Annotated in this window: 6 protein-coding genes and 1 riboswitch; of the genes, 4 read left to right on the plus strand and 2 right to left on the minus strand. The window is 72.7% G+C overall.

Features of this window, described 5'->3' with window-relative positions; all coding sequences use genetic code 11:
• Positions 1-141 precede the first annotated feature (141 nt).
• Complete coding sequence (gene htpG, locus ACGGAQ_RS22080) at positions 142-2058, plus strand: molecular chaperone HtpG (protein WP_393052032.1); 1917 nt, start codon at positions 142-144, stop codon at positions 2056-2058.
• Positions 2059-2091: 33 nt separating this feature from the next.
• Here the strand turns inward: htpG and ACGGAQ_RS22085 are convergent, their stop codons facing one another.
• Positions 2092-4929, minus strand: a complete 2838-nt coding sequence (locus ACGGAQ_RS22085; protein ID WP_393052034.1) for a BTAD domain-containing putative transcriptional regulator — start codon at positions 4927-4929, stop codon at positions 2092-2094.
• Between the two features lie 182 nt (positions 4930-5111).
• Here ACGGAQ_RS22085 and ACGGAQ_RS22090 point away from each other — a divergent pair, with 182 nt between their 5' ends.
• Positions 5112-5513 (plus strand): peptidase inhibitor family I36 protein, encoded by a 402-nt coding sequence (locus ACGGAQ_RS22090; RefSeq protein ID WP_393052036.1) that lies wholly within the window; start codon positions 5112-5114, stop codon positions 5511-5513.
• Between the two features lie 83 nt (positions 5514-5596).
• On the opposite strand, the gene ACGGAQ_RS22095 is transcribed toward ACGGAQ_RS22090, so the two are convergent.
• A complete protein-coding gene (locus tag ACGGAQ_RS22095; RefSeq protein ID WP_393052038.1) occupies positions 5597-6085 on the minus strand; it encodes a peptidoglycan-binding protein in 489 nt (162 codons plus the stop codon).
• A gap of 105 nt (positions 6086-6190) precedes the next feature.
• Here ACGGAQ_RS22095 and ACGGAQ_RS22100 point away from each other — a divergent pair, with 105 nt between their 5' ends.
• Positions 6191-6856, plus strand: coding sequence for a ThuA domain-containing protein (locus ACGGAQ_RS22100; RefSeq protein ID WP_393052040.1), 666 nt, complete (start codon positions 6191-6193; stop codon positions 6854-6856).
• 181 nt (positions 6857-7037) lie between these two features.
• A riboswitch (cyclic di-AMP (ydaO/yuaA leader) is annotated at positions 7038-7182 on the plus strand.
• Positions 7182-7880, plus strand: coding sequence for a transglycosylase family protein (locus ACGGAQ_RS22105; protein WP_393052042.1), 699 nt, complete (start codon positions 7182-7184; stop codon positions 7878-7880). (Overlaps the previous riboswitch by 1 nt.)
• The last annotated feature ends 159 nt before the right edge of the window (positions 7881-8039 follow it).

Genomic DNA, 8039 nt, shown 5'->3' on the forward strand with positions numbered 1-8039 from the left:
TGACTTCTGTAGAGCAAAGTCAGCTATGTCACCGCGGGTGCCCCGCGGATCGGGAATACGACCCGGACGCGGGCACGACCCCAGCGGTGACGACTCGTATCCTTTGCGCGAACCTCCGCACGAGCCGAGAAGGGAGACGGTGTGAGCAACCAGGCCGAGACGTTGGAGTTCCAGGCCGAGGCGCGTCAGCTCCTCCAGCTGGTGGTCCACTCGATCTATTCGAACAAGGACGTCTTCCTGCGGGAACTCATCTCGAACGCGTCCGACGCCCTGGACAAGCTGCGGCTGGCGACGCTCGTCGACAAGGATCTCGTCGCCGACACCGACGACCTGCACGTCGCCATCGAGGTCGGCCGGGACGCCCGCACGCTGACCGTGCGGGACAACGGCATCGGGATGACCCGCGACGAGGTGGTCCGGCTGATCGGCACGATCGCCAAGTCCGGCACCGCCGAGCTGCTGCGCCAGCTGCGCGAGTCCGCCGACGCCCGCGCCTCGCAGGACCTGATCGGGCAGTTCGGCGTCGGCTTCTACGCCGCGTTCATGGTCGCCGACCGGGTCACCCTGCTGACCCGCAAGGCCGGCGAGACCGGCGGCACCCGCTGGGAGTCCACCGGCGAGGGCACCTACTCGATCGAGGCCGTCGACGAGGCGCCGCAGGGCACCGCCGTGACCCTGCACCTCAAGCCTGCCGACACCGAGGACAACCTGCACGACTACACCGCCGAGTGGACCATCCGCGAGATCGTCAAGCGGTACTCCGACTTCATCGCGTGGCCGATCCGGATGCGCGTCGAGCGTCCCGGCGCCGAGGGCGAGGCCGCCACCAGCGAGGTGCAGACCCTCAACTCCATGAAGGCGCTCTGGGCCCGGCCCCGCGACGAGGTCGACGCCGCCGAGTACAACGAGTTCTACAAGCACGTCAGCCACGACTGGGCCGACCCGCTCGAGGTCGTGCACATGAAGGGCGAGGGCACCTTCGAGTACGAGGCGCTGCTGTTCCTGCCCAGCCACGCCCCGCTGGACCTGTTCTCCCCGCAGGGCCGTCGCGGCGTGCAGCTCTACGTCAAGCGCGTGTTCATCATGGACGACTGCGAGGCGTTGGTCCCCACCTACCTGCGCTTCGTCAAGGGCGTCGTCGACGCGCACGACCTGTCGCTGAACATCTCCCGCGAGATCCTCCAGCAGGACCGGCAGATCCAGATCGTCCGCCGCCGCCTGGTCCGCAAGGTCCTCGCCACGGTCAAGGACCTCAAGGCCAACCACCCCGAGCGCTACCGCACCTTCTGGACCGAGTTCGGCGCCGTGGTCAAGGAAGGGCTGATCGACGACACCGACAACCGGGACTCCCTGCTGGAGATCCTGTCGGTCGCCTCCACCCACGACGCGGCGGAGCCGACCGGTCTGGCCGGTTACGTCGCGCGGATGAAGGACGGCCAGAACGACATCTGGTACGCCACCGGCGACTCCCGGGCCACCATCGAGAACTCGCCGCACCTGGAGGCGTTCCGGGCCAAGGGCCACGAGGTGCTGCTGCTCACCGACCCGGTCGACGAGGTGTGGGTCGAGCGGGTCGGCGAGTACGACGGCCGGCCGCTGCGCTCGATCGCCAAGGGTCAGGTCGACCTGGACACCGACGAGGAGAAGCAGCAGGCCGAGGCCGAGCGCGAGCAGCAGCGGCAGGAGTTCGCCGCGCTGGTGGAGTGGCTGGGCACGACCCTCGCCGACAGTGTTCGGGAGGTCCGCCTGTCGTCGCGGCTGACCACCTCACCGGCCTGCGTCGTGGGCGACGCGCACGACCTCACGCCGACGTTGGAGAAGATGTACCGGGCGATGGGGCACGACGTCCCCTCGGCCAAGCGCATCCTGGAGATCAACCCCGGTCACCCGCTGGTCACTGGGCTGCGCAAGGCCCACGAGCAGGGTGACTCCACCGAAATCCTGACCGAGACCGCCGAGCTGCTGTACGGGCTGGCGGTGCTCGCCGAGGGCGGTGAGCTGGCCGACCCGGCCCGCTTCACCCGTACGCTCGCCGACCGGCTGGCGCGCACCCTGTAGCCGTTCGACCCCTCCGGCCGGCGGGTCGCCCGATCAGCGGGCCCCGCCGGCCGGTCCGGGTGCGTCGGCGTCCGCCAGCCGGCGGCGGACCCGCTCGGCGTCCGGGTGCCCGAGCTCGTCGAGGATGCCCAACGCCGTCCGCCAGCTCCGGGCCGCCTCCGCCGGGTCGCCGACGTCGGCCAACGCCTCCGCGAGGTGCGTCAGCGTGTCCGCCTCGTAGTAGCGGTCCCGGAACTCCCGGTACAGCGCCAGCGCGTGCTGGTACGCGACCACCGCCTCCGCGGGTCGCCCGGCGCGGTGCTGCGCGTAGCCGAGGGTGTCCCAGGTGGGCGCCTGGCCCTGCCGGTCGTCGAACTCGCGCAGCAGCTCCAGCGCCTGCTGGCACGCCTGCACCGCGGCGTCGTGCGCGCCGAGCTGGGCCCGATACCAGCCGACCGCGTTCAACGCCATCGCCTGCCCGTAGCGGTGGCCCGCCTCGCGGTACAGCGCCAACGCCGCCTCGGCGTGCTCGACCACCTCGGCACGCCTGCCCTCCCGGTCGGCCACCTCGGCGAGGTCGAGGCAGGTGTGCCCCTGGTTGGCCGGGTCGCCCAGCTCGCGGAACAGCTCCATTGCCCGCTGGAGCTGACCGGGCGCCTCGTCGAGCCGACCCAGGCGGGCGTGCGCCCGGGCCAGGCTGCGGTGCGCGTGCGCCTGCCCGGCCACCTCGCCTCCGCGCCGCGCCGCCGCCAGCGCCGTACGCTGCACCGCCAACTGGTCGTGCCAGCCGCCCTGCCGGTCCAGGAAACTGGTCAGGCTCCAGGCCAGCTGCCAGGCGTGTCGGTCGAACCCGCTGGCGGCGCATCGTTCGACGAGCGCGATCAGCACGTCACGCTCGCGCGTGAACCAGGCCACCGCCTCGTCATGGTCGCCGAACTTCTCTGGCCGGACGCCGGCGACGGCCGGGGCGAGGGTGATCGGATCCCAGTGCGGGTGCAGCAGCACGGCCGCGGCGTGCGCGCTGTGCAGGTAGTGGTCGAAGAGCCGGCCGCGCGCCTCGGCCCGGTCGCCGGCCGGATCGTGTTCGGCGGACAGCTCGGCCGCGAAGGCCCGCAACAGGTCGTGCATCGCGTACCGGTCCGGGCCGCGCTCCAAGACCAGATGCGCGTCGGCCAGCTCGGCGAACGCCGCCCGGACGGCCCGTCGACCGCCGCCGGCGAGACTGACCGCGGCCGCCGTACTCACCGTCACGTCCGTACTTCCCCCGACCAGCCGGAACAGCCGCGCGGTCGACGCCGACAACAGCCGGTACGACCAGGACAGCGCCCCCCGCACACTGCTGTCGTGCTCTCCGGTGTCCAGTCCGTCCAGCCGGCCGTCGGCTCGGAGCTGCGCGCCCAGCTCGGTCAGGGGCAGCTGAGGCCGGACCACCGCCCGGGCCGCCACCACGACCAGGGCCAGTGGCAGCCGGTCGCAGAGTCGGACCAGCTCGTCGACGGCGGCCCGCTCGACCTTGGCCCGCGCCCCGATCCGCGCGTAGAGCAGGGCCTGCGCGTCCTCGGCGGTGAGCAGATCCAGCACGACGGCCTCGGCGCCCTCGGTGGCCACCAGCCCGGTGAGCCGATCCCGGCTGGTCACCAGCACCAGGCAGCCGGCGGCGCCCGGCAGCAGCGGCCGGACCTGCGCCGCGTCCCGGGCGTTGTCGAGCAGCACCAGCATCCGCCGACCGGCGAGCAGGCTCCGGTACAGGGCGGTCTGTGCCTGCTCATCCGCCGGCACCTCCCGCGGCGGCACCCCGAGCGCGGCCAGGAAACCCCGGACCACCTGCTCCGGGCTGCGCACCACACCGCTGTGGCTGTAGCCCTGCAGGTTGGCGTAGAGCTGCCCGTCGGGGAAGTGTCCGGCGGCCCGGTGTGCCCAGTGCACGGCGAGCGCCGTCTTGCCCACCCCGCCCGCTCCGGAGAGCACCGCCAGCGGGACCGCACCGGGTTGCGCCTCGGCGGACGCCCGCAGCGCGTCCAGACGGGCCAGCTCCGGACCGCGCCCGGCGAAACCCCGGACATCCGACGGCAACTGCGCGGGGATCGGGCGGTCCGGGTGGGGCCTGGCGACGAGGCCCGCTGCGGCGGGGGCGGGGGACGGCCCGGGAGTGGGCACGGTGACTTCACCGCGCAGGATGGCCTGGTGCAGCTGGCGGAGCTCGACGCCCGGGTCCGCGCCGAGCGCGTCGGCGAGCCGGTCCCGCAGCCGGGCGTAGTACGCCAGCGCCTGTGCGCCGCGACCGGCCGCGGCCAGCGCGTGCAGCAGCACGGCGGCGACCGGTTCGTCCAGGGGATGGTCGTCGGCGAGCCGGGTCAGCGGGTCGATGACCGCTTCGGGCTCGCCCCGCCGCAGCAGGCCGCGGGCCCACTGCACGGCGGTGTCGGTGTGCCGGCGGTGCCAGTCCTGCCGCACCCGGGCCGCCCACTCGCCGGGCAGCCCGGCCAGTGGCTCGCCGCGCCACAGCTCCAGCGCCCGGCGCAACAGCTCCATCCGCTCGGGGTCGTCGTCAACCAGTCCATCGGCGCGGTGCCGCAGCACGTCGAAGTGTTGGCCATCCACTGTCTCCGGTGGCTGGTCCAGCAGATAGCCGCCGGATCGTCGTACCAGCGCGGCCGGTGCGCCCGCGTCGGCCAGCACGCGGCGGAGCCGGGCGAGGTAGACGTGCAGGTTGTGGCGAACCCTGGGCGGTGGCGTGTCGCCCCAGACCCGGTCCACCAGGGACTCCACGTGGACCGGTCGGCCGACGTCCACCGCCAGCGCGGCCAGGACGGCGCGCTGGCGGGCTGCTCCGGCGTCGACCAGGCGGCCGTCCGCCCAGACCTCGACCGGCCCGAGGACCCGAATCTCCATGAACCGCCGCTCGCCGCGTCGCCAGTCGGACAATCCGGCGCCGGGCGGCCGGATTGAGATTCCGGCAGGAATTCGTCGACCTGCCGCGCAGATCATCGTTGGCACAGCGGCATCGATCAATGTGATGTCGGCAACTCGACTCACGGCCTGTCCCGGTCGTGACGACACCGGAGGTCATCCTCGTGCGAAGTGCTCTGCGAAGGTTCACGTCCGCCCTGCTCGGCGTGCTTGCCGTGGGCGCCGCGCTCGGCGTCGCCCCGAGCCCCGCCCAGGCCAACTACGCCTGCCCCTCGGGTCTGCTCTGCCTCTACAGCGGGACCAACTTCAGCGGGGACATCTTCCTGCTCGACGGGCCGTACAACGGCTGCAACGACGTCGGGCTGCCCTCGTACTTCCGCAACCGGACCCAGTCGATCATCAACAACCGTCCGTCCGGCACCGTCTCCACCTTCTGGGACAACGCCAACGCCACCGGCCTGCTCGGCTACCAGCACGCCTACGGCTACCGGGCGAACCTGGCGTACGACTCGGCCGCGATCGGGGGGAACTGGAACCAGCGGATCGAGGCGGTCCGCGTCTGCTGATCCGCAGACCGAACCGGACAGGGGGGGCGGGACGGCGCCGGTCGGAATTCCACGGGGGACTCCGACCGGCGCCGTCACGCGGCTCAGCCCGGGTAGTAGCAGACGTTCGGGATGACCGGACCGCCGTTGACCCCGAAGATCGCGAAGCCCATGTACGCCCGGGTCTGCGGGCCGTACTCGCCGTCCTCGGCGATGTTCGCGTACACGATGTCCTCGTTGATCTTGTGCTGGGCGTACCGGACGGCGTCGCGGGTCTTCGGGCCGTAGTTGCCGTCGAGGCTCAGTGACCGCGCGTAGCAGTTGTTCAGCGCCTCCTGCAGCACCAGCACCGCCGAGCCCGAGTGGCCGTAGGTGAGGTAGCACTGCTTGTTCCCGGTCTGCCAGCCGACGGTGGGCACGTGCATGTCCGCGCCGCCCGGATAGCCGCCGACCCGGTAGAAGGTCAGGCTGGTGCACGGGCTGGAGGCCTGCGCGGCGGTCGGTGCGAGCAGGGTCAGGCCGGCGCTGGCCAGGACGGTCACGAGGGTGGCGGCGGCGCTGCGGCGCCCGATGCGGCTCCGGTGGATCGACATGCTCTCCTCCTGGGAAGGTTGCCGGGGTCGACCCCGGGTGCTTCCGAGCATCGCGGCCGTCGATCTATGGTTTCCTGCCCGAACGTCAATTCATCAGGAGCGCCGATGCCCGTCGACACGGTGATCTTCAGCGGGGAGGGACCGCACGCCGACCCCTGGCACCCGTTGCCCGAGACCAGTGCGAGGCTGGCCGAGCTCATCGGCGACGCGGCCGTCGTGACCTCCGTCGACCGGCTCGCGACCGCGCTGGAAGGCACGCGGCTGCTGGTGGTGAACGCGAGCGCCGACCGGTCGACCCTGCTCCCCGAGGACGAGCTCTTCGGCCACACCCTGGCCGGCTTCCTGGCGGGTGGCGGCAACCTGCTGGCCATGCACAGCGCCACCCTCGCGTTTCCCCGGCTGCCGAGCTGGCGTGCCACGATCGGCGCGTCCTGGGAGCACGGCCGCTCCCACCACCCGCCGATCGGCCCGTTCCTCGCCCGGCGCACCGGCGTCGCGCATCCGCTCGCCGACGGTCTCGGCGACATCGAGGTCCACGACGAGCGGTACACCGACCTGCGCCTGGTCGACGGCATCGACGGCGAGGCCCTGTACGCACACGAGGAGGGCGGCGTCACCCACCCACTGGTCTGGGCACGCACCCTCGGTCCGAGCCGGGTGGTCTACTCCGCTCTCGGTCACGACACCCGCTCCTACGAGTCTCCTGGGCACCTCGAACTGCTCCGTCGCATCACCGCCTGGCTGCGTACGGGCGGTGACATCCGGGCCTGATCGGAATCGGTCCATCATGGTCGGTGCACAGTCCCGCGTGGTCCGCAACCGCTGGCAGAGGCCCCGCGCGTGCGCCGGTGAACAAGTTCACAAGGGTTGGGCGAGGGTCACCGACCGTGCCTACCGTCGATCGAGTCCACCACCGTGGACGCCACGACCGGCAACGCCAAATCCTGCCCCCGGTCGTCGGATACCAGAACCCCGGGCAGGAGCGGGGGACCCACGTTCCTCGGTGCATGTCACCTCGGGGTGAAGCCGCCACCGCGCGGCCGGGCTCCTCGGCCCGAACCCGACAGCTCACCTCGCCGGCGTGGAGGAACCACACATGACGTCTGTCTACACGCCCCGTCATCGACGGGTCACCACCCGCCGCGTCGCCGTCGGCACCCTGGCCGTCGGCGCGGTCACCGGCGCCGTCGCCCTCTTCGGCCCCGCGGCCCCGGCCCAGGCCGGTGTCAACTGGGACGCGATCGCCCAGTGCGAGTCCGGCGGCAACTGGAAGATCAACACCGGTAACGGCTACTACGGCGGGTTGCAGTTCTCCCAGGGCACCTGGGCCGGCTACGGCGGCAAGAAGTACGCCGCCCGTGCCGACCTGGCCAGCCGTGGCGAGCAGATCGCCATCGCCGAGAAGGTGCTCGACGGGCAGGGCATCGGCGCGTGGCCGACCTGCGGCCGCAAGGGCGGCTCGTCGGGCGGCTCCGCCACGAAGTCCTCGACGAAGTCGACCGCGAAGTCGTCGAAGTCCACCGCCGGGAAGGACCGGTCCACCGCACCGAAGGACCGGTCCACCGCACCGAAGGAGCGGTCGTCGCGCGGCGACCAGCCGGCGACCCGCAACCACGAGCGCACCGCCCCCGCGGCCAGCGGCGACACGTATGTGGTCAAGCCGGGGGACACCCTGTCGGAGATCGCCGACAGCCACCGCCAGGCCGGCGGCTGGCAGGCCCTGTACGAGCGCAACCGGCAGCTGATCGGCGCCGACCCGGGTCTGATCCTCCCGGGCCAGCGGCTCAGCCTGTAAGAGCACCAGCAGCGGGGGGGGGGGGGGGGGGGGGGGGCGGGGGGGGCGCGGGGGGGGGGGGGGGGGGGGGGGGGGGGGGGGGGGGGGCCGCGGGGGGGGCCCCCCCCCGGCGCCCCCCCCCCCCCCCCCCCCGACCGGAGCCGCGCCGGTGCCACCCCG

The organism is Micromonospora sp. NPDC047557, from assembly GCF_043205095.1.
Taxonomy (GTDB): domain Bacteria; phylum Actinomycetota; class Actinomycetes; order Mycobacteriales; family Micromonosporaceae; genus Micromonospora.